Source organism: Pseudoalteromonas sp. S554, from assembly GCF_005930865.1.
Taxonomy (GTDB): domain Bacteria; phylum Pseudomonadota; class Gammaproteobacteria; order Enterobacterales; family Alteromonadaceae; genus Pseudoalteromonas; species Pseudoalteromonas marina.
In genome coordinates, this window is record NZ_PNDV01000021.1 from 1 (window position 1) to 21,146 (window position 21,146).

The following is a 21,146-nucleotide window of genomic DNA, read 5'->3' on the forward strand; positions in this document are numbered from 1 at the left end:
TTTCATAGTTCCAGTTTCTCAAGTTATTGAGTCTCTGGCAAACACGGGGCGATTCAGTAATAATATAAACAACAAGGTTATATTATTTATCTCTGTCTAATAACTGATACCTTTAACCCTATAAGCGTCAGCTTTTCTATCAGGGGTTGATTAAATATTACTGTTAAAGAGTTTAAGGTTTGGTGAATAATAGCTTTATGTTTAGGTGATATAAATAGGTTATTGAATTTGCCAATTAGTGGTACTTATCATTAATTTTTTTTCTTGTCGTTTGACCTCGCTTTAGAATGTTTATTGCGAATATAATTCACAATACAATTAATTTCATCTAACTAAACTAGCTCGTTTAATCTGAGGCATGGTAATATTTTCATTTAGCTAAATCTATTTGAGGTGTTAATTGCCTACTACAGATTACCAACGTGTATTAAATGAAATTACTCAAGAAGTCTCCCCTTTACTGTCTAAAGGGAAAGTAGCTGATTATATCCCTGCACTTGCTGAGGTTGACCCTGAGCAGTTTTCTATTGCTATATACACTACTGAGGGTGAAATCATTTGCGCAGGTGATTGTTCTCAGCGATTTACCATTCAATCAGTATCTAAAGTGATGACATTAACCATGGCGTTACAGCGTTATGGTGACGAACTTTGGAGCAGGGTAGGTAAGGAGCCCTCAGGTACAGCGTTTAACTCGCTTACGCAACTTGAATTTGAAAAAGGCGTGCCGCGTAACCCATTCATAAATGCGGGTGCTATTGTTACTTGTGATGCGCTTTATAGCCGCTTGTCTGCACCAATGCACTCGATGCTCGAAACATTCAGATTACTATCAGGTAATCGCGGCATTGTGATTGATAAAAAAGTGGCTAATTCTGAGTATGAATTTAGACACCGCAATGCTGCTATGGCGCATTTGATGAAATCGTTTGGTAATTTTGAGAATGACGTTGATGATGTGCTTTGGTCGTATTTCAACTTTTGCTCTATTGAGCTTAATTGTGTTGAACTCGCTAAGGCATATAGCTTTTTGGCAAATAAAGGAGTTGATCAGCTATCTGGTGAGCAGGTTTTAAGTAGTCGTCAAAATAAACAGCTTAATTCATTATTATTTACCAGTGGTTTATATGATGCTGCGGGTGATTTTGGGTATAGGGTCGGTATGCCAGGTAAATCAGGGGTGTCAGGAACTATTCTTGCGGTATTACCTAATAAGTTTACAGTAGCCGTTTATTCCCCAGGGCTTAATTCGTTTGGTAACTCAGTAGCAGGAATAGCAGCATTAGAGCTGCTATCTAAAAAGCTTGATATTTCTATCTTTTAGAGAGATGAAGGGAGCTTATTGCTCCCAATAAACCTGTTCTAAACAATCTTCACGCTCAGGTAAACCACGCGATAAGCGGGGAGAGTGCTGAACAAGTACTTCATAGCTTGCTCTGTTTGCATATTTACTAATTTGTGCAAGAGATGAGTATGTAATAGCTTGTTGATCGTGCTTTGCTGAGTTAGCGACATTAAGCTTATGATAAACATTTGCTGATAAGTCATGTAGTACAGCAGCGAGTGCACAATCGCCAGCGCCATTTGTATTTTTGATTGAGTCAGGTCCGCCCATAAAAGGAGCCGTATGGCTGTATGCTCTTATAGGGTTTTCGCAATCTGCTTTACGCATAGCGCGTGAAAATTCATAGCGATTAAAGTCTGCAATAGCACCAGGTAGTAATGGGTATTCGGTTTCACGTTTAAAGCTGTCGTCAACATGGCCTGCCATGAATAGCCCTTTTTCACCTGCAGTGCATATAACAAGATCTACCCAATCTAGTGCTTTATCTGCTGCTAAAAGCGGGTCTTCAAACCCTGTAATAGCAAAGCCTTCTTCTTCGTTCATAGCAAGAATATCTACATGCTTTTCAACAAAGTTTGCCCACCAAGCAGGATCTTGTTCAATTAAAAATTTAGTGCCGAGTGTAAGAACAACAGGTACGCCAGCATCGTTAGCATATTTTACGGCTTGCATCGTTGCATCTGTCATGGTTTCGTCATCTTGTGTTCGCATAAGGTATGCACTAATGACTAAAGCCGATGAGTTTTCTATCAACGATTTATCTATTGATTCTGGGCGTAGGTAATTCATTAAACCCGCACTGATTGCAAAGGTGCGTTCGCCCGTTTCATCAATGAGTGTGAAACAACGGCCTATTGGCCCATCAACAGGTTGTAAATAATCTAAGTCTACACGGCTTGAGGTATTACATAAAAAGCGATATGCGTAACTGCCAATTTTAATGTTTTCGCTCATTACGCCTAATAAAACAGAGCGATCATCTGCAAGTACAGAATAGTTGTGCATTGTGTTACCAATGGTTCCACCTGCAAATTCATAATCAACCATGTCGTTTAATTTTAAGCGGTCGTACAGAGCATTTGTTATGTCACTGTCTATAACTTGTGACATCCCTCTGCGTAGTTGAAACTCATCAAGGAAAGCTTGATCAACTTTTGCTTCTATATCAACAACGATTTGATCGATACCCGTAATATAGCTACGTTGTAATCTATCTGTTGCGTTAAGTTGATTAGTTAGTGGATCTTTGGCTTCCACTGGAAAATAATGTTTATGCCTGCGGCGTCCAGGAAATTTCATTCGCTACCCGTGTTGTGAGCTAAATAAAAAAAGCGAGAGATTATAACGTAAATCGGCGGCAGTGAGCCATTATTAACAGCTAAATAGTGTTTTATTTTTGCAATAAAGTAATCATTGCCGGGCTTTAGGATGTTAACTAGGTATAATTAAAGCATAAAACGTAATTTAAGAAGAAATAATGAACAAGCCATTTGACGACGCTTATTGGATGGAACAAGCGCTTTTGTATGCAAAACAAGCGGAGCAGCTTAATGAGATACCAGTAGGTGCTGTTTTAGTAAAAGATAATCAACTTATAGCATCTGGATACAATCGTTCTATAACTGATAATGACCCTTCAGCGCATGCTGAAATGATTGCAGTACGAGAAGCTGGCAAAGCACTCAATAATTATCGCTTAGTTGACTGCACGTTATATGTAACGCTAGAGCCGTGCTCTATGTGTGCAGGATTATTAGTACATAGCAGAATAAAGCGTTTAGTATTTGGAGCTCCTGATGCTAAAACCGGTTCAGCTGGATCTATTATGAATTTACTGCAAGAACCAAGGCTTAACCATCAAGTTGAAGTTGTTGGAGGGGTATTAGCCGATAAATGTGGTAACACTATATCTGAATTTTTTAAGCGAAGAAGGGCGCAAATTAAAGCAGCCAAGAAGGCTGCTCGAGGGGCTTAAAAAATATTATTAATTGCCCGCTGGTATAGTGTCTTGTGCTTCCATTTGTTGCATAGCAAACATACGGCGACGCCATATTATTTTTTTGTGTAAACCACGTAACATGATACGACGACGTGTCGCCGTTGAATAAATAACGTTTCTTTTTAATTTTTGTGTGCGTCTACGTTTTAGCATGTGTTCTCCTAATGCGTGAGAGTGAGAAAGGCACAAGGTATATCTTTGAAAAAATTGAAATATACAATTACCACACATTAGTGATCATTTAATGACAAGTAAACAGATATTTTAGTTACCCACTACTTTGAAGCCGTAAACTTTCATAATTAAAAAATTTCTCATTAATCCATGCTCCGCTATGGCGACTCATCTTGTTTTATATTGCTGTTGTCATTACGCTCTGTAGTGATATTTTCTTCGGTCATCGCATTGTTTTCATTAAGCCATACCAGCGCGTCGTAGTATCTACGAATATTATCAACATATTTTACTGCCACATCGCCACGGGCATAGCCATAACGTGTATTACGGTAATATCGTTTTTTGATTAATAGCGGTAAGCGTTTTTTTACATCGGCCCATTTATCCGGGCTTGCCCCTTGTTGTTGGGTGATAATCCTCGCGTCGTTCACATGACCCCAACCAACATTATAAGCAGCTAAAGCAAGCCACGTCCTGTCTGGTTGAGGAATTCTATCAGGAATACGGGTTATTAATTTGCTTAGATACTGAGCTCCACCACGAATGTTTTGTTCAGGCTCGAGACGATTTGTTACACCAACTTGTTTAGCTGTACTACGTGTAAGCATCATAATGCCGCGAACACCCGTTGGTGATTTAGCGCGAGGGTTCCACATCGACTCTTGGTAACTTAATGCAGCTAGTAAACGCCAATCAAGATCTCCTGCGTATTGTTCAAACCATGGCTGATATGTAGGTAACGTTTCTTTTATTGCTTCTATGTAAGCCAATGTATTTACGTAGTTAAACTGGCGCACATGACCAAAATATTTTTCTTCGAGTACATAAAGTTGGTTGTTTTGTTTTACTTCACCAAAAAATGGCACGAGCAGCGCATATAAAGAATCATCTTTTGACTTGCGAAGTATCCACGCAATTGGGTCATTATGACTTACTGAGAAGCCAATACTTAAATTAGGGTGATACCGGCGAAATAGCGAAAGAGAGTGGGAGTCAGCAAGGGTGTAGTCTATTTCACCATCTATAACTGCTTGTAAAAGTTCTTCTTCGTCAAATTCTTCACTTTCTATCCAGCTGAGTGATGGGTTGTTTTTTTGAGCTTTTTGCAGGGTAAGTGAGTGGCTGCTTTTTGCTATAACCGTAAAATTTCCATCTAGATCGTCAAACTTACGAGGGCGAACACGGCCTTGTTTATATACTAATTTTTGACTAATTGTTCTGTAAGTTGGGCCATACCTGTATTGCTGCGCACGCGTTTTATTGTAAGTAAGTCCTGAGGCAATTAAGTCTAAGTCACCACTTTCAAGGCGATCAAACATATCAGATAAATTAAAAAAGGGGACTATTTCAAGCTCAACACCTAAGTAATCAGCAAAAGCCTGAGAAAGCTCATATTCAAAGCCTTGCTCGCCCTGAACTGCTTGATAATAATTGCTCGCACTTGCTAACGTGCCAACACGTATTTTGTTTTGCTCTTTGATGTGGGCAAGTTGAGTTGGCTGTTCTTGCATATTACATGCACATAACAGCATAACTAAAGTGATGATTATTATTAGCTTTTCTTTGAACATTGAGTGCCCCTTTAACACGCTAACACCCGTTATAACAAAACTTAGCCATTTCGTCACTTTCCCTTTTATTTTATTAGCTAAAACGGATTATAAATAAAGCTAAAAAGTTAATTTTATGAAAAGCGCAATTTGGAGTTAAATATGATGGCTAATTGGACTATAATGCGTGCCTAAAATATCGTTCAATCCCTAACCCCGGATGAAATTATCTATGTTGATCCTTCGTGGTGCACCAGCACTGTCAGAGTTCAGAGTTAATAAAATTTTAGCGCGTTGCAAACAATCGCAACTTCCAGTCACCAACGTATATGCCGAGTATGCTCATTTTGCCGATTTAACATCGCCTTTGAGTGTTGATGAGCAAACCAAGCTTGAAAAGCTATTAACTTACGGTCCTACTATTGCCGAGCATACCCCAGCTGGCACACTTATTTTAGTTACACCTCGCCCTGGTACCATTTCTCCTTGGGCATCTAAAGCAACCGATATAGCGCATAACTGTGGCCTTAAACAGGTTCACCGTGTAGAGCGTGGTATTGCTTATTATATAGAAGGTGAACTAAGTGCAGAGCAACTTGCACAAGCAACGGCGTTATTACACGACCGTATGACTGAAGCTACACACACTGAGCTTGAAGCTGCAGCACAGTTGTTCCGTAATGATTCTCCTCGTGAAATGTCATCAGTTGATATTTTAGGTGGCGGACGCGAAGCATTAGCTGCCGCAAATATTGAGCAAGGTTTTGCCCTTGCCGATGACGAAATTGACTACCTAGTAGAAAACTTTAAAAAGCTAGGTCGTAATCCTAACGACATCGAATTATTTATGTTTGCCCAAGCAAACTCAGAGCATTGTCGTCATAAAATATTTAATGCTGATTGGACAATTGATGGCATTGAACAGCCAAAATCGCTGTTTAAAATGATCAAAAATACATTTGAGCACAATCCTGAAAATGTATTGTCGGCGTATAAAGATAACGCGGCAGTAATGAAGGGCTCAAAAGCGGGTCGCTTCTTCCCGAATGCGCAAGGTGAGTATGCGTATCATCAAGAAGACATAGAAATTTTAATGAAGGTAGAAACGCATAACCATCCAACGGCTATAGCGCCTTTTTCGGGTGCAGCTACCGGCTCAGGTGGTGAAATTCGTGACGAAGGTGCAACAGGTCGTGGTTCTAAGCCAAAAGCCGGTTTAGTTGGCTTTACGGTTTCTAACTTACGTATTCCGGGTTACGAGCAACCGTGGGAAAGCGATTTTGGTAAGCCAGGTCGTATAGTCAACGCGCTTGATATTATGATGGATGGCCCACTGGGCGGTGCTGCATTTAATAATGAGTTTGGTCGTCCTAACTTATTGGGTTACTTCCGCACGTATGAAGAAAAAGTAACAAGCCACAATGGTGAAGAGGTACGTGGTTACCACAAACCAATTATGCTTGCCGGTGGTTTAGGTAATATTCGTGCTGATCATGTTCAAAAAGGCGAGATTCCAGTAGGCGCAAAACTAATTGCGCTAGGCGGCCCTGCTATGAACATTGGTTTAGGCGGTGGTGCTGCATCAAGTATGGCGTCGGGCCAATCAAACGAAGACTTAGACTTTGCTTCTGTACAGCGTGAAAACCCTGAAATGGAACGTCGTTGCCAAGAAGTCATCGACAAATGCTGGCAGTTAGGCGACGAAAACCCAATTGCGTTTATACATGATGTAGGCGCTGGTGGTTTATCAAATGCGTTTCCTGAACTGGTAAACGATGGTGGCCGTGGTGGTAAATTCCAACTACGTGATATCCCTAACGATGAGCCTGGCATGGCACCACATGAAATTTGGTGTAACGAATCGCAAGAGCGCTATGTACTTGCTGTAGGTATTGAAGATTTTGATCGCTTTGAAGCAATTTGTAAGCGTGAACGTGCACAGTATGCAGTAATTGGTGAAGCCACAGAAGAGCGCCATTTAACCGTAGCAGACAGCCACTTTGATAACAGCCCTGTTGATTTACCGCTAGATGTATTGTTAGGTAAAGCGCCTAAAATGCACCGCAATGTAACATCTCAGCAAGTAACGGGCACTGCCATTGATGCAAACGATATTAACGTAGCTGATGCCGCGCAGCGTTTGTTACGCTTACCTACAATTGCAGAAAAAACATTCTTAATTACTATTGGTGACCGCTCGGTTACCGGTTTAGTAGCACGTGATCAAATGGTTGGCCCTTGGCAAGTACCTGTTGCTAACTGTGCGGTTACTGCGGCAACGTACGACACTTACCACGGTGAAGCTATGTCTCTGGGTGAGCGCACGCCGGCGGCACTATTAAATTATGGAGCTTCGGCGCGTTTGGCTGTGGCTGAGTCACTCACTAATATTGCTTGTGCAAACATTGGCAGCCTTGAGAACATTAAGCTATCTGCTAACTGGATGGCTGCAGCGGGTCACCCAGGTGAAGACGCAGGCCTTTACGAAGCCGTAAAAGCGGTAGGCGAAGAGCTTTGCCCAGCACTTGGTTTAACTATACCTGTAGGTAAAGATTCTATGTCGATGAAAACGACATGGAAAAACGAAGACGATAGTGCTGAGCAATCAGTAACGTCGCCGTTATCGCTTATTATTACAGCCTTTGGCCGTGTTGACGATGTACGTAAAACAGTAACGCCACAGTTACGCACTGATAAAGGCGACACTTCGCTTGTTTTAGTTGATTTAGGTGCTGGCAAAAACCGCATGGGTGCATCAAGCCTTGCACAGGTTTATAAACAGCTTGGTGATGTTACTCCAGATGTTGACAGCCCTGAGTTACTGAAAGGCTTTTATAATGCCATGCAAGCACTTGTCGCTGATAGTAAGTTACTTGCTTATCATGACCGCTCAGACGGTGGTTTATTTACTACTGTAACTGAAATGGCATTTGCTGGGCACACTGGTGTGACCGTTGATTTAGCGGGTTTAACAGGCTCAGACTTAGAAGCACTTTATAACGAAGAGCTTGGCGCGGTAATTCAAGTTGCTAACAGCGATTTAGATGCCGTAAATGCTGTATTTGAACAACATGGTGTAGCTGCAATTAGCCACGTGATTGGCTCGCTCAATAGCGACGACAACATTGTATTTAACCGTGGTGAGCAAACTGTACTTAATCATACTCGTACTGAATTACGTACTATTTGGGCCGAAACAACGTACCAAATGCAAGCACGTCGTGATAACCCTGATTGTGCTAAGCAGGAGTTTGATGCCAAGTTTGATGCAAAAGACCCAGGCTTAAACGTGAAACTTAACTTTGACTTAAACGAAGATATAGCTGCGCCATTCATTGCAACGGGTGCTAAACCACAAATGGCTATTTTGCGTGAGCAAGGCGTTAACTCGCACCTAGAAATGGCTGCTGCGTTTAACCGTGCTGGTTTTGCCGCTGTTGATGTTCACATGAGCGATATCCTCGAAGGGCGTTTAACCCTTGAGCAATTTAAAGGCTTAGTGGCATGTGGTGGTTTCTCTTATGGTGACGTATTAGGCGCCGGTGAAGGCTGGGCTAAGTCTATATTGTTTAACGATATGGCACGCGATCAGTTCCAAAACTTCTTCCACCGTGAAGACACCTTTAGCTTAGGTGTGTGTAATGGTTGTCAAATGTTATCAACATTGAAAGAGTTAATTCCGGGTACTGAGCATTGGCCACGTTTTGTAACAAATAAGTCAGAGCGTTTTGAAGCACGCTTTAGCTTAGTTGAAATACAAGAAAACCCGTCTGTGTTCTTCAGTGGAATGGCGGGATCGCGTATGCCAATTGCTGTATCTCATGGTGAAGGCCATGCAGAATTTGCAAACGATGCCGCCACTAAAGCTGCGCTTGAAAGCGGCACTGTTGCGGTTAAATTTGTAGATAACTACGGTAATCCGACAACGCAATACCCGGCTAACCCGAATGGTTCACCAGAGGGTATTACCGGTATTACCTCTACTGATGGCCGTGCCACTGTAATGATGCCGCACCCAGAGCGTGTATTCCGCGCTGTTGCTAACTCGTGGCACCCAGATGAGTGGAAAGAGGATAGCCCATGGATGCGTATGTTCCGCAACGCACGTAAAAATGTAGGTTAAAAACGACATATACAAGTTAGATTCATAATCTAGCTGTAAAATAAAAAAGGCTGCACTGTGCAGCCTTTTTTGATTGCGTAGATTTAAAATTACGATAGTTTGTAAGGTATAAATAAAAGCTTATAAGGACAGTATGTTAAAGCGCGTTGGTTTAATTATGGGGGCTGTATTGCTAAGTATAGTTTTGCTTGGCTATGCATTTCGTTTGCCACTATTACAATGGGCTGTAGCGCCTGAGCTTGAAAAAGCAGGTGTTACCTTAAGCTGCTTAGATTTTTCGCTTACGAGTAAGTTAAATGTGCACGTACAAAAAGCCTGTTTAAGTTACCAAAATCAAAAGTTTGTTGTTGAAGGCGTTACCGCAAATACTCGCCATGTTGAAATTAAACATGCAGCGCTTAATGTAAATCCACTTCCTCAAAGTAATAAAGTAAGCAGCCCTGCAACAATTTTAGATTTAGTCCTGCCCGAAAAAAGACCAACAATTACAGTTGAACAACTAAGTATAAACAGTGAGTTTTTAAATCAGCCTTTAATTATAAGCATTAACGAGCCTAAGCTTAACCAGTTTGTCGTAAATGGTGATTTAAGTGCCAGTGCTACGCTTTACAATAATAAGGTACAAGGGCAGCTTAAAGTTAGTGATGAATTGCTTAAACAGTTACTTAAAACAGATAACGAGTTATTAAATGGGCTTAGTTTTAATACAGCGCAGGCATTTAGCTTTAACGGAGTAGAGGCAAGCCTTGCTGGTGATCTACAAGCCCAGTATGACTACAAAATACAAAGCTGTGATATAACAAACAGCTCCAAAGGTGTGCTAAGTGCTACCTATAATTTAAATAGCCAAAACCTTGAGCTTGACCTAAGCAAGCTTAAAAACAATGTGAAACTTAGTAATAACTGCCAATCTCTTATTCCTGAAAGTGCCTACAAGTCATTTGCTATAAAGCAGCTTCCACTTAATTGGCAATGGGCTTTAGCTAAACCAATTAATTTTGCACATAACAACCTAACCTTACCGTTAATAACGCTCAAAAGTGCAGCGCAAGCCAAGCAAAATATAGATATAACGGTTACAGATACGTTTATAAATACTGCTGCACCGTTACAAAGCGCACGCATACAGCTAAAGGCACAGCTACATACGGATGAAATAGACGCTATAACGCTAAGTACGCAGCTTAAAAACGCTCAACTAAGCGGTAATTACGATATTGCGCTTACCTCTTTGCCTGAATTTTTACCGGCTGAGGTTAATAATATTAAAGCTAAAGGGGACTTTGCAGTTACTCAACTTATTGACTTTAAGCCTGAAGGTAGCGCACGTATTGAGTTTAGTGTTGATAGCGCAGCTGCTTATGGCAGCGCTCTTAACGGCTACACAGGTAATCTTGAAGCAAGTATGAATGAAAAGCTCGATGCAAAAGTAACGCTTAAAAGTAAGCTTAAAAGCGTGCAATACAACGAGTATAAACTCACCGGTATTAATAACACTCTTAGTGCAAGAGCAAACTTAGGTGTGGGTGAGTTATTTGCACACTTAAATGCAAACACCCAAATAAATACACTGACAAGCCCAAATGTCGATTTAAATACAATAAACATAACGTCAACCGGGCTGCAAAGTCGCGCGCTTAAAGCGTCTCATCATGTGTTTGTAAATGGTGTTGAGCTGGTGGCCAATCACCATGTTTCAAAGGTAGCTCATCCGTTTGAAGTGACTATACCGCAGCAAAATGTGCTTTCGTTAAATTCACTCGTTAGCCAATTTGAACCGTTAGCTCAACTCACTCAGGGCGAGTTTGGTGGGCGTATTAGTGGTGATGTGAATTTACAAAAAGCCAATTTTAATTTAACTATTGATGATACCAGCGCGCTTTATAACGATTACTTAGCTAATCAGTTTAGGGCGCAACTTAGTGGGCAATATGATTCAGGGCAGCTTAATGTTGAGCCAACTACCTTTAACCTCAATGAATTAAGAGCTGGCGCAGTAGTTAATAATATCAACGGTAAAATAAAAGTGGTTAATAACAGCGCGCAAGCATTTGATATAAGCGGTAATGTGTTTGATGGAGTTTTTGAATTAGATAAATACACGCTTTTAAAATCGCAGCAAACAGCCAATGTTACTTTTAAAGATATTGATGCGAGTAAACTCATTACCCTTGATGATAAGTCGGGAATTACCTTAATGGGCCGATTAAAAGGGCGGCTGCCACTTCATTTTAGTGACAGTGGCGTAGAGGTTACAAACGGCAACTTATTAAACCAAGGTGAAGGTAAGCTTATTATTAGCAATAACACAGCGTTTGACGCTGTTATGCAACAGCAGCAAGAATTACAGCCTGTACTGAGCTTACTTAAAAACCTTGATATACAAAAACTTAATAGTACAGTAGCACTTAACAGTGATGGTTGGTTAAATTTAGGTGTTAATTTACAAGGCTTTAATGAGCCACAACAGCAGCAAGTTAATTTTAATTATAATCACGAAGAAAACGTGTTTACGCTACTAAGAGCGCTAAGATTAAGTGACGAAATAACACAAAAAGTTGAGCAGCAATATTCTCAAAAAGGAAACTAATGATGAAAAATTCGTTAAGCATTAAGGCAATCATAGCCCTTGCTGCTATCAGCGCATTGAGCGCATGTACACACAGAGTAGAAGTAGCAGCTAAAGAGCCAATAACTATCAACCTCAATGTAAAGGTTGATCACGAAATTCGTGTAAAGGTAGATAAAGAACTCGATACCCTGTTCAGTGACGACAGCGAATTATTTTAGGAGCTAAATGATGACTATAAAAAATAAATTAAGTATTGCCACTTTAATTGGTGCAGTGTGTATGTCGTTTTCGGCGTGGGCGATTAGTTTAGATGATGCTAAAAGCCAAGGATTAGTGGGTGAGAACAGTTCGGGTTATTTAGGCTTAGTAGTACAAAATAGCGAAGCTAAAGCCGTTGTTGAAGAAATTAACGCAAAGCGTAAAGCTCAGTATTTAAAACTAGCTAAAAAGAACAATTTATCACTCGCCCAAGTAGAAGCACTCGCAGCGGCTAAAACAATCGAAAAAACCCAAAGTGGTCATTATGTTGAAGTAAATGGCAGCTGGGTTAAAAAGTAACATTGAATTTGATACTTAAAAGCCGAGCCGTTATGCGCTCGGTTTTTTTATGCCTTCTAAAAGTTGCTGCCAAAAGTCGAATCCTTTGCGCCTTGCAAGTTTTATATTGTGCTCTGGTATAGATTCAGGCTCGTTATAATTATCAAGCGCTTCGCTCATACTTAATTCGCGAATTAAATGCAGTGTAGGGTAGGGAGCTCGGTTTGTGTAATTTGCGGCATCATCTTCGTCGCTGTCGGCAAACACGTAATCGGGATGAAAATTAGCAATTTGATATTTACCTTCAAAGCCTTGTGCAACCAGTAGTGCATTGGCTAAATCAACTAAATCTAAAAAGTCTTCAAAATCGCTAAAGCCGTTATCAAACAGTATTAATGTGGTTTCGCGCTCTGGATTTTGATTAAGCTGTGTGCATTGCTCAAGCATATCCATTACCGCATCATCAACTTTTACTGCTGAACTAAGTACATAATGAATGCAGTTGTTCTCAACTTCTTTGCGGGCAAATGGGCAAAAGTTATATTTTACAATAACAGACGATACCCACTCACGGGTTTGAGTAATAGCTAAATTGGTCATGCTTGTGGCTCTAAATACTGATTAATTATGGTTAATGTTTTTTTAATGGCGCCTTGGTTTTTTAATACGCACTGCTGCGCTTTATTCCCTAAAGTTTGGCAAGCTTTAGTGTTTTGGCTTAAGTTAATTAATTGTGTAGCAAGTTCATCGGTGTTTTCAACAGCCACAGCGCCTTTTAATTTTATAAGCTCAGGGTAGATATGATCGAAATTATACGTATGTGGGCCAGTTATAACACCGACCGAAAAAGCAGCCGCTTCAAGTGGGTTATGCCCGCCGCGGCGAATTAAACTGCCGCCTACATAACTTACATTACCAGCCCCATATAAACATTGCAGCTCGCCAAGTGTATCAGCTAATAGTACTTGCTCGTTTTGATAGTTATTGTTGCTGCGACGACTAAAGCTAAGCGTGCTTTGAGCTAACGTATCGGCTACTTTATCAAATTGCTCAGGGTGTCGAGGGGCAATAACTAAAAGCGAATTAGGGTGTTTTTTTAATAGTTGCTGGTGGGCATTTAATATCATTTCGTGTTCAAGTGGGTGAGTAGAGCCTGCCACCCATACAAAACGCTCTTGGGTTTTATATTGTGCTTTAAGAACTTCAACTGAGGCTAGCTGCTCATTGCTTGGGCTTATATCAAACTTAATTGAGCCTGTAACATGGCTTTTTGAGGAGGTTAAACCTAGCTCAATAAACCGCTCGGCATCTTTTTTATTGTTACTTGCAAGTACCGTGATTGAACGCATAATTATTTGCGTTAACTTGGCAACCTTTTGATACCCTTGTTGCGATTTTTCGCTCAAGCGAGCATTAAGTACCAGTACCGGAGTATTCTTTTTATGGCTTATTGCCATTAAGTTTGGCCAAAGCTCGGTTTCTAATATGCATAGCGCTTGTGGGTTTATACGTTTTAAAAACCGGGCGGTCGAAAACGGGAAGTCCATAGGTAAATAACTACACGCCACGGTATTTTTAAACTGATTAATTATTTGCTCGCGACCTGTAGGGGTATTGCAGGTAATAAGTATATTAAGCTGTGGGTGTTGTTTTTGCAGCGCTTTAATAAGTGGTGCAGCTGCAAGTACTTCACCTACAGAGGCGCAGTGCACAACTAACGGTTTGCCTTTGCTTGTAAATAAGCTTTTGCTCACAAAGCCAAAACGCTCTTTAAAGTGTGCGCGGTAGCCTTTGTTTTTTTTACCTCTTAATACATATAAGTAAAATACAATCAGCGGGCTAATTAAAATTAAAGCGAATGAGTAAAAAATGCGTGCCATACTGAACTTTTATTGAGGTAAGTGCCCTTAGTTTAACGCGAAAGTGATAATTTCTGAACATGTGAAGCACTAAATTATGTTCCAGTTCAGCTATATTCCTATAAAATACACACAACTAAATAAAACTGTGGAATAATGGATTTAATTTTTTCCTGCCATTTCAGTTCCTAGAGGAATTTTTCATGTCAATTATCGATTCTGTGGCAACAAGCTACGTTGAAAGTTTAAACCGCCATCAAGCCTTATTTGAAACGATGGAGGCTTATCATCAAGAGTCTATGCAGTTATTAGAAGTATGCCATAGTGCATTACAAGCTGGTGGTAAGGTTATTTGGTTTGGTAATGGCGGAAGTGCAGCGGATGCTCAGCATTTGGCGGCCGAATTTGTAGTACGTTATAAATTAGAGCGCGGACCGCTTGCGTCTATGGCGCTCACAACTGATACGTCAATTCTTACTGCGCACAGTAACGACTACCATTTTGATACCGTGTTTGAGCGCCAAGTTCAGGCGCTTTGTAAACCAGAAGATTTAGTAATTGGTTTAACAACCTCAGGTACCAGTGCAAATATTAATTTAGCACTTGAAGCCGCTAACAAAATTGGCGCATTTACAGTTGCATTAACAGGCCGTGATGGCGGAAAAGTAAAAGACATTGCCAAGCTGCCAATTATTATCAAAAACGATGAAACAGCACGCATTCAAGAAGCGCATATGTTTATTGGCCACTGGTTATGTGAAGCCATAGATATGGTTGTTGCGGAGCAGCAGTAATGGATTTATCGCTATTAAAAAACTTATCTAAAGCGCGTATTTTAGTGGTGGGCGATGTAATGCTTGATCGCTACTGGTATGGTGACACTGGGCGTATTTCGCCTGAAGCGCCAGTACCTGTTGTTAAGGTAAGCAAGTTTGAAGACAAAGCGGGTGGTGCCGCCAATGTTGCTAAAAATATTGCTAGGCTTGATGCCAAAGTAGGGCTACTTGGCTTAATTGGGGAAGATGAAAGCGGGCAAATTTTAGAAACAATTTTAAAAGGTGAAAAAATAAGCTCACAACTTGTTAGTGTGTGTGATTTACCCACTATTTCTAAAATGCGTGTTATTAGCCGCCATCAACAACTTGTACGCCTTGATTTAGAAGAAACCTTTAGCGAGCAGCATAGCCAACTGTTATTAAATCGCTTAGAGCTGGTGCTTGATGAGTACGACTTTGTGGTGTTTTCTGATTACAGTAAAGGCTCGCTCAGCTTAATTAAAGAGATGGTGAGTATTGCCAAAGCGGCGGGTAAAACCGTGCTTATCGATCCTAAATCGCCAGACTTACACTTATACGAGGGCGCAGACTACATTACTCCTAACTTGCATGAGTTTAATTTAGCAGGTGGTAAAACCGGCTCTGAGGACATTTTAGCGCAAAGTGCCCGTGAGCTTATTAGTAAAAATGGTATTAAAGCCATGCTACTTACACGCTCAGAGCAAGGTATGTCGTTAATTAATGCCGATGAAAAACACGACTTTGCAGCTCAGCAATTAGAAGTGAGCGATGTAACTGGCGCAGGCGATACCGTAATTGCAACTTTAGCTGTAATGCTTGGGGCAGGTATGGCCCCTAAAGATGCAGTAGAAATTGCTAATTTAGCCGCCGGTATTGTAGTAAGTAAACTTGGGGCAGCCACAGTGTCACCAGAAGAGCTAAGCCAAAAGCTAGGCCAATACTTACACACCAATGGCGAGCACTACCAAACTCCGTTTGATGATGTACTGCAGCATATTGAGTTTGCAAAGCAAAACGGCGAAACCATCGTATTTACCAATGGTTGTTTTGATATTTTACACGCAGGTCACGTGCGCTACTTAGCACAAGCTAAAGCGCGTGGAGATAGGCTCGTTGTTGGGCTAAATAATGATGATTCAATCACTCGTTTAAAAGGCCCCGAGCGCCCGATAAACCCGCTTGATGAGCGCGCAATGGTATTAAGTGCACTTGCCTCTGTAGATTGGGTTATTCCGTTTGGCAGCGCTGAGGAAAACGATACACCCGCTAAATTAATCGAGCAAATAAGCCCTGATATTTTAGTGAAAGGTGGCGATTATACCGTAGAGCAAATAGCCGGTGCCGATCATGTACTGCGCCATGGCGGCAAAGTAGAAGTGCTGACATTTTTAGATGGCTGTTCAACGTCAAAAGTGATTAGCAAAATAAAGCAATAAGTATATTTTGCGAATAAAAAAGGGATGAAAGTGTTGCTTTCATCCCTTTTTTTAAAGTCTAAATATAGTGTATTTAAAATACTGGCTAAAAGTTATATTCGTATTTAGCAAAGGCAGATGTGTCATTTTCTGCATCGTCATTTTTAGATGCAAAAGCACCTAATGTTAAACGTCCACCCATTGCAAGTTGCCTGTAACGCAGTTCAACCTGTTTTGAGTTATAGCTCGTTTTAGTAATTGTATTGCCTAGGTCAGGGTTATTAGGATACCAATCACTATTATCGCTGTTGTAATCAACGCTACGTAGTTTTACTTGCCAATCATCACCGTTTGAAAGTTGCCCTAATAAGGTTAATACAACCGATTGTGCGTCATTATCAAACGTTGAGCCTATGGTGCGGCCATGGTAGCGGTAACCTGATTTATAATCTGAATGCTCGTAATAACAATTCTCTTCAACTGATTCACCACACGAAACACCCGTATCTATGTATTCTACATTCACTAATACATTTTGATCATAAATACGCTGGGTCGTTTGGGCACCAAATAAGTAAGCTCGGTCAGCAGGTTTAAATTGTGAGCTGGCATCCTCACCTATAGTGCTGGCATAAATGGCGTATGGGTGGCTAAACAATGTGTCAGACCAGCGAATATCGAGCCCTGCAAGTTGATTTCCAATTTTAGACTCTAGCTGACTGTCGCAATTTTCATTACCATTGATACAAGTTGTTTGCCCTGTAATAACATCAATAAAATCCCCAGCAGAACTTGGCTGACCTTCACCTGCCCACTGCGCCGACCAACTTACTGAAATTTCTAATTGTTGCAGTGGACGTATATTTAAGCGACTACTCCACAGTAATGCACCAGGAATCACTCTGGTTGATTCGAGCTTGGCCATTTGTGCTGTAAAACTCCATTGGCCTATCCAGCTTAACCAAGGTGTTTCAAAGGCGGTGCTTTGTTCACGCGAAATACTTAAAGCGGGAAGCGGCTTTGCATTGCCAGACATTATCAAGCTATTGTCGATACCAGGTCCCCAAAACTGCTCAACAGCACCGCCTCTAAATATCCAATTACCTAGCCTATAGGCTACGTAACTACCATCAAATGAGGTATCGTCACAATCAGTTAATGCTTGCTCATCTTTTACAATGTCATCGCTAGTTTTTCCGTTAATGAAGCATTTTTTACCGTCTTTTCTAGAGCTTAGTGCAACTTTGGCGGCAAAATTATCACCTAGGTAGTCATACGCTGCCGAAAGCGCTGATTTTTGAGTGTTGGTCGCGCCAAAGCTCGTTGTATGTATTGGATCTGTGGCTCCATAAGCTGATAATTGCACACTATGTGAACTTGCGTTTTCAGATTTATAACGATGCTTTACACGCAGTAATGCGTCTTGCAAGCTTGGAGATAATTGCTCGATGGGCATACTGTTAACATCATTAATAAAGCTCTTCCACATTAATGGGTATGTTGTTACCGGCGCTAAAATAATACCGGCGTCGGCTAGCTGTTGTATGTCAGCTTTTAGTCCGTAGTCATCTGGTTTAACCCATGGTTCAGCATTAACAGATAAACTGATAGCACTAAATAATGTTGAAAGAATAAAAATTCTGTGTCGCAAAGTTCAGGTCCTTGTGATTAAGATTGCTGGCAAGTTTACCAATCTAAGTATGTTATTGCAGTAAATATTCAAATTTATAGGGTCAATTAAATGTATAAAAATGTAACCTATCTATCGTAACAAAGGCCTGATTGATATACTAAAGATCAAATAGGAAATTGAGAATGCAATGAGCAACAAACGACTTTTATTTATTCCAGTATCGTCACCAGAAGGAATTGGTGAATATATGCGCTCGTTGTTGTTGGCTAATGGGTTGCTCGCTGAGTTTGCTGGGATGCTTGATATTCATTTTATTTTAAACAAACACACAACTTACGCCGATGTTTGCCCCTTTGATACCACTTTACTTGAGAGCTCAGCAACCAAAGAAGTTGCATTAGTGTGTGACTTTATCACTGCATACAAACCAGACGTTGTTGTTTTTGATTGTGCTGGGCGCGCAGCACATATGAAAGCGGCAAAAGAGGTGGGTGCTAAAGTTGTTTTTATTTCTCAACATGAAAAAAAGCGCGCAAAAGGGTTAAAGCTCAATCGTGCAAATTTAATTGATGTACATTGGGTTGTACAGCCAGACTATTGTATTGCGCCTTTAAGTTGGGTGGAAACTACAAAGCTAGACATGTTTCCCCTTGCTCATCCACGCAATGTTGGGCCTTTTGTTACACACGCTTCAGAGGAGCAAAAAAAGCAAGTGTTGAACAAGTACGGGCTTGAAGAGAATAATTACTTACTAGTAAATGCAGGTTCTGGTGGGCATACATTTAATAATTTAAATTGTGCAGATACCTATTTCGATACCGCGCTCAAAGCGGGTAAAAAAACGGGTTTAAAAACAGTGGTCGTGTTTGGTTCTAATTATACAAAAATATTACCAAAAACAAGCGAGATTATTTGTTTAACAAGTTTAGAGGGAACTGATTTTTTAGCATTATTGAGTCAAGCAAAGTTAGCTTTATTGAGTGCTGGTGATACTTTGTTGCAGGCTATTGCATTGCAAACTCCTGTTATAGCTTGTGCTATTTCAAAAGACCAACATACCCGCCTAGAAAATTGTGTTAATGCAGGCGTAGCCATCAAAGCAAGCCTTAATCCTGACGATATAGTGTCTAAAATTGAATACGCAATAGATGATAGGCACTATGAGCCTCTCTTGGCTAAATATCGTAAATTAGAAAGCCCTCAAAGCTATAGCGTAATTACGAGTGCGGTAAAAAATATGCTTGCAGGAAGCCGTGCATGAACATTGTGATTGTTATTGACTCCCTTGTTGGCGGTGGTGCAGAAAAAGTTATGCTTACTTTAGCTGAGCAACTTGTTGAACTTGAGCATCACGTTACTTTATTGTCAATTGCAAGCTCCATTGAATATGACATCCCTGAATGCATTAATGTCGATAGTTTATTTCCTGATAGGGCTTCAAAAGTCGATCGCTTTTGGAACATAAATAAAAGCGTTGCGAAGTTAGAAGCCTGGTTTAACAATAAACAAAGAGATATAGGTACTATAGATTTAGTACTTTCAAACCTCGATAGAAGTAATAATTTACTCGCTAAAAGCACGGTTAAAAATGTGCATTTTGTTGTGCATAACTCAGTAAATTCAGAGCTTGCTAGGCAAAAAAAGTTAGGTCCGTTCTCTTATCGCTATCTTAAAAAATCAAAGCAAAACTTAAATGGTAAGTCACTTGTTTGTGTATCTAAAGGTGTAGAGCAAGAAATCACTCAAGGCAATTTAATTACGCCAAGTGCAATAACCACTATTTATAACCCCTTTAATTTAGCCGAAATAAAACGCCAATCTGATGACGTTAATATAGCTATTCCGCAGTCGCCTTATTTGATTCATGTAGGGCGCTTAGCTAAGCAAAAACGCCACGATATTTTATTTGCGGCATTTGCCAAGCTTGATAAAAAATACAAATTGGTTCTTTTATGTAACAAGCCTAGTAAAGCATTTAAGCTTGCAAAAGAGTATGGCATTGAAGAGCAGCTGATTGTCCCTGGGTTTGAACAAAATCCGTATAATTGGATTAAGCAGGCTGAAGCATTGGTGTTGAGCTCTGACTTTGAAGGGTTGCCAACAGTATTAATTGAAGCATTAGCTGTTGGCACGCCGGTAGTAAGTACTAATTGTACGTTTGGGCCTAGCGAAATATTAACAGGCGAGCTGACTAATTACTTAGTACCTATAGGAAATAGCGAAGAGCTATCGGCTAAAATAAAACACGTTTTAGCAAATAAGCCGAGTGTGGAAAGCGCCGATATTTTGCAAAAAGTGGATGCTAAGCTAGTAGCTCAGCAGTATTTGGCTCTACGCAGATAGTTTTTGGCTATAAAGGGCATTTAACGTTGCCCAATCATTGCTTTGCCAATTAAAGACGCTATTACGGCGTTGCTCTTTTGAGAATGAACGCTTTAAGCGCGCCATATTACTTTGTTGCCATTGCGGGTTAGGTGCTTTTAACTCCCCGCGATCAAAGTCGATAATGTATACGTCGCCGTCTTCATTAAATAAAATATTATTGATATTTAAATCGGCGTGATACACCCCTTTGTTATGAAATAGCGCAATAGTGTTGGCTATGCTTTCAAGCTCACTACTATTTAAAGGGCGCTCAATTAGGACGTCGAGCAGGCTTTTAGCGCCGCTAACCGCTTGTGTAATTATATCGCCGCGGTAAATCAAACCACTTGTGCTTACTCTGGCTGCAATTGGCTTGGGTACATTTAGACCGAGTTCAATAAGCTTTATCATTAAGCTGAACTCTTTATACACACGGGTGCTTTCAAGGCCAGGATAAAGGTATTGATCGCTCAATACCTTACCAACCAAACCGCCACGCCAATAATGCCTAAGTACAGCAGTTAAATCATCGTGTTTAAAAAACCATGCTGTAGCGCGGCCTTTTTTAGCGCCCACTATTTTATTTTGTTTTTGCCAATAAGTTGCATCAAACCAGCTTATATCAACAAGGTTAAAATAATCTGGATGGCTTAAAATAGTGTGCTTGCCTTGCGTTAGTGTTTTAAACATAGCTCGTTAAAATAATTCAATAATAGGTATATATTAACGTGTTTTATGGCGCAGGATAAGTGCTTGCATTAACGCGAGTATAATT

The 21,146-nt window shown here is 40.5% G+C and carries 17 protein-coding genes; 10 read left to right on the forward strand and 7 right to left on the reverse strand.

What is annotated here, in order from left to right:
- The first annotated feature begins 400 nt into the window (after window positions 1-400).
- The gene (glsB, locus tag CWB65_RS05085; protein ID WP_138740076.1) at window positions 401-1,324 is read left to right on the forward strand and encodes a glutaminase B; all 924 of its coding nucleotides are present in this window, start codon (window positions 401-403) and stop codon (window positions 1,322-1,324) included.
- 15 nt (window positions 1,325-1,339) lie between these two features.
- Here glsB and CWB65_RS05090 read toward each other — a convergent pair whose 3' ends face one another.
- The gene (locus CWB65_RS05090; protein WP_010556927.1) at window positions 1,340-2,644 is read right to left on the reverse strand and encodes an inosine/guanosine kinase; all 1,305 of its coding nucleotides are present in this window, start codon (window positions 2,642-2,644) and stop codon (window positions 1,340-1,342) included.
- A 178-nt stretch (window positions 2,645-2,822) separates the two neighbouring features.
- Here CWB65_RS05090 and tadA point away from each other — a divergent pair, with 178 nt between their 5' ends.
- On the forward strand, window positions 2,823-3,320 hold the full coding sequence (tadA, locus tag CWB65_RS05095) for a tRNA adenosine(34) deaminase TadA (RefSeq protein WP_138740077.1): 498 nt from the start codon (window positions 2,823-2,825) through the stop codon (window positions 3,318-3,320).
- Between the two features lie 9 nt (window positions 3,321-3,329).
- Here the strand turns inward: tadA and CWB65_RS19845 are convergent, their stop codons facing one another.
- Complete coding sequence (locus CWB65_RS19845; protein WP_006791597.1) at window positions 3,330-3,497, reverse strand: hypothetical protein; 168 nt, start codon at window positions 3,495-3,497, stop codon at window positions 3,330-3,332.
- A gap of 179 nt (window positions 3,498-3,676) precedes the next feature.
- Window positions 3,677-5,092, reverse strand: coding sequence for a membrane-bound lytic murein transglycosylase MltF (gene mltF / locus CWB65_RS05100; protein ID WP_138740078.1), 1,416 nt, complete (start codon window positions 5,090-5,092; stop codon window positions 3,677-3,679).
- 211 nt (window positions 5,093-5,303) lie between these two features.
- On the opposite strand from mltF, the gene purL reads away from it, so the two are divergent.
- From purL to CWB65_RS05120, 4 genes are all read left to right on the forward strand, one after another.
- Entirely contained in the window at window positions 5,304-9,194 is a 3,891-nt protein-coding gene (gene purL, locus CWB65_RS05105) for a phosphoribosylformylglycinamidine synthase (RefSeq protein ID WP_138740079.1), read from the forward strand.
- A 133-nt stretch (window positions 9,195-9,327) separates the two neighbouring features.
- The gene (locus tag CWB65_RS05110; RefSeq protein WP_138740080.1) at window positions 9,328-11,784 is read left to right on the forward strand and encodes an intermembrane phospholipid transport YdbH family protein; all 2,457 of its coding nucleotides are present in this window, start codon (window positions 9,328-9,330) and stop codon (window positions 11,782-11,784) included.
- Between the two features lie 2 nt (window positions 11,785-11,786).
- Complete coding sequence (locus CWB65_RS05115) at window positions 11,787-11,984, forward strand: YnbE family lipoprotein (RefSeq protein ID WP_010556932.1); 198 nt, start codon at window positions 11,787-11,789, stop codon at window positions 11,982-11,984.
- 10 nt (window positions 11,985-11,994) lie between these two features.
- A complete protein-coding gene (locus CWB65_RS05120; RefSeq protein WP_006791592.1) occupies window positions 11,995-12,324 on the forward strand; it encodes a YdbL family probable chaperone protein in 330 nt (109 codons plus the stop codon).
- A 30-nt stretch (window positions 12,325-12,354) separates the two neighbouring features.
- On the opposite strand, the gene CWB65_RS05125 is transcribed toward CWB65_RS05120, so the two are convergent.
- Window positions 12,355-12,903, reverse strand: a complete 549-nt coding sequence (locus tag CWB65_RS05125) for a DUF1415 domain-containing protein (RefSeq protein ID WP_138740081.1) — start codon at window positions 12,901-12,903, stop codon at window positions 12,355-12,357.
- On the reverse strand, window positions 12,900-14,183 hold the full coding sequence (gene waaA / locus CWB65_RS05130) for a lipid IV(A) 3-deoxy-D-manno-octulosonic acid transferase (protein ID WP_138740082.1): 1,284 nt from the start codon (window positions 14,181-14,183) through the stop codon (window positions 12,900-12,902). Before waaA ends, CWB65_RS05125 begins: the two co-directional genes overlap by 4 nt.
- Before the next feature lie 182 nt (window positions 14,184-14,365).
- Between waaA and CWB65_RS05135 the strand changes: the two genes are divergently transcribed.
- Complete coding sequence (locus tag CWB65_RS05135; RefSeq protein ID WP_006791589.1) at window positions 14,366-14,956, forward strand: D-sedoheptulose-7-phosphate isomerase; 591 nt, start codon at window positions 14,366-14,368, stop codon at window positions 14,954-14,956.
- The gene (gene hldE, locus CWB65_RS05140; RefSeq protein ID WP_138740083.1) at window positions 14,956-16,395 is read left to right on the forward strand and encodes a bifunctional D-glycero-beta-D-manno-heptose-7-phosphate kinase/D-glycero-beta-D-manno-heptose 1-phosphate adenylyltransferase HldE; all 1,440 of its coding nucleotides are present in this window, start codon (window positions 14,956-14,958) and stop codon (window positions 16,393-16,395) included. The genes CWB65_RS05135 and hldE overlap by 1 nt, the downstream gene beginning before the upstream one ends.
- 85 nt (window positions 16,396-16,480) lie before the next feature.
- Here hldE and CWB65_RS05145 read toward each other — a convergent pair whose 3' ends face one another.
- Window positions 16,481-18,025: a capsule assembly Wzi family protein gene (locus CWB65_RS05145; RefSeq protein ID WP_138740084.1), complete on the reverse strand. Its 1,545-nt coding sequence runs from the start codon at window positions 18,023-18,025 to the stop codon at window positions 16,481-16,483.
- A gap of 169 nt (window positions 18,026-18,194) precedes the next feature.
- Here CWB65_RS05145 and CWB65_RS05150 point away from each other — a divergent pair, with 169 nt between their 5' ends.
- The gene (locus CWB65_RS05150; RefSeq protein ID WP_138740085.1) at window positions 18,195-19,268 is read left to right on the forward strand and encodes a glycosyltransferase family 1 protein; all 1,074 of its coding nucleotides are present in this window, start codon (window positions 18,195-18,197) and stop codon (window positions 19,266-19,268) included.
- On the forward strand, window positions 19,265-20,350 hold the full coding sequence (locus CWB65_RS05155) for a glycosyltransferase (RefSeq protein ID WP_138740086.1): 1,086 nt from the start codon (window positions 19,265-19,267) through the stop codon (window positions 20,348-20,350). The genes CWB65_RS05150 and CWB65_RS05155 overlap by 4 nt, the downstream gene beginning before the upstream one ends.
- Here the strand turns inward: CWB65_RS05155 and CWB65_RS05160 are convergent.
- Window positions 20,339-21,061, reverse strand: a complete 723-nt coding sequence (locus tag CWB65_RS05160; RefSeq protein WP_138740087.1) for a 3-deoxy-D-manno-octulosonic acid kinase — start codon at window positions 21,059-21,061, stop codon at window positions 20,339-20,341. The genes CWB65_RS05155 and CWB65_RS05160 overlap by 12 nt on opposite strands.
- Window positions 21,062-21,146 lie beyond the last annotated feature (85 nt).

Excerpts from the sequence above, each read along its gene's own strand:
- CWB65_RS05120 (WP_006791592.1), top strand. The coding sequence starts at position 11,995 with ATGACTATAAAAAATAAATTAAGTATTGCCACTTTAATTGGTGCAGTG.
- CWB65_RS05090 (WP_010556927.1), bottom strand. The coding sequence starts at position 2,644 with ATGAAATTTCCTGGACGCCGCAGGCATAAACATTATTTTCCAGTGGAA.
- CWB65_RS05125 (WP_138740081.1), bottom strand. The coding sequence starts at position 12,903 with ATGACCAATTTAGCTATTACTCAAACCCGTGAGTGGGTATCGTCTGTT.
- purL (WP_138740079.1), top strand. The coding sequence starts at position 5,304 with ATGTTGATCCTTCGTGGTGCACCAGCACTGTCAGAGTTCAGAGTTAAT.
- CWB65_RS05150 (WP_138740085.1), top strand. The coding sequence starts at position 18,195 with ATGAGCAACAAACGACTTTTATTTATTCCAGTATCGTCACCAGAAGGA.
- CWB65_RS05135 (WP_006791589.1), top strand. The coding sequence starts at position 14,366 with ATGTCAATTATCGATTCTGTGGCAACAAGCTACGTTGAAAGTTTAAAC.
- waaA (WP_138740082.1), bottom strand. The coding sequence starts at position 14,183 with ATGGCACGCATTTTTTACTCATTCGCTTTAATTTTAATTAGCCCGCTG.
- CWB65_RS05115 (WP_010556932.1), top strand. The coding sequence starts at position 11,787 with ATGAAAAATTCGTTAAGCATTAAGGCAATCATAGCCCTTGCTGCTATC.
- CWB65_RS05110 (WP_138740080.1), top strand. The coding sequence starts at position 9,328 with ATGTTAAAGCGCGTTGGTTTAATTATGGGGGCTGTATTGCTAAGTATA.
- CWB65_RS19845 (WP_006791597.1), bottom strand. The coding sequence starts at position 3,497 with ATGCTAAAACGTAGACGCACACAAAAATTAAAAAGAAACGTTATTTAT.
- CWB65_RS05160 (WP_138740087.1), bottom strand. The coding sequence starts at position 21,061 with ATGTTTAAAACACTAACGCAAGGCAAGCACACTATTTTAAGCCATCCA.
- tadA (WP_138740077.1), top strand. The coding sequence starts at position 2,823 with ATGAACAAGCCATTTGACGACGCTTATTGGATGGAACAAGCGCTTTTG.
- hldE (WP_138740083.1), top strand. The coding sequence starts at position 14,956 with ATGGATTTATCGCTATTAAAAAACTTATCTAAAGCGCGTATTTTAGTG.
- CWB65_RS05155 (WP_138740086.1), top strand. The coding sequence starts at position 19,265 with ATGAACATTGTGATTGTTATTGACTCCCTTGTTGGCGGTGGTGCAGAA.
- mltF (WP_138740078.1), bottom strand. The coding sequence starts at position 5,092 with ATGTTCAAAGAAAAGCTAATAATAATCATCACTTTAGTTATGCTGTTA.